The organism is Telluria sp. AZSoR62 (assembly GCF_058111565.1).
The window spans coordinates 1-233 of record NZ_JBYTST010000642.1 but is presented as its reverse complement, the minus strand read 5'-3'; the positions used below and the strand labels follow the sequence as shown (position 1 = coordinate 233).

Annotated in this window: 1 protein-coding gene; it reads left to right on the top strand. The window is 57.5% G+C overall.

Translation table 11 applies throughout. From position 1 onward, the window contains the following. The coding region (locus AC3XQU_RS25015; protein ID WP_489876780.1) for a phage major tail tube protein at positions 1-233 on the top strand (233 nt) is incomplete at both ends.

Genomic DNA, 233 nt, shown 5'->3' with positions numbered 1-233 from the left:
GCTCAAGCAGTTCGGCGCGGTCAATGCGTCGGGGATAGCTCTGCGTTTCTCAGGCGCTTACCAGCAGGACGACACAGAGGAAGTCAGCGCGGTGGAGGTAACCGTCCGTGGTCGCCACGAGACCATCGAAATGGGCGACGCCCAGCCAGGTGAAGACACCGAACATTCCATTACCACCACCTGCAGCTACTACAAGCTGACCGTCGACAACGAAGAAATCATTGAAATCGACC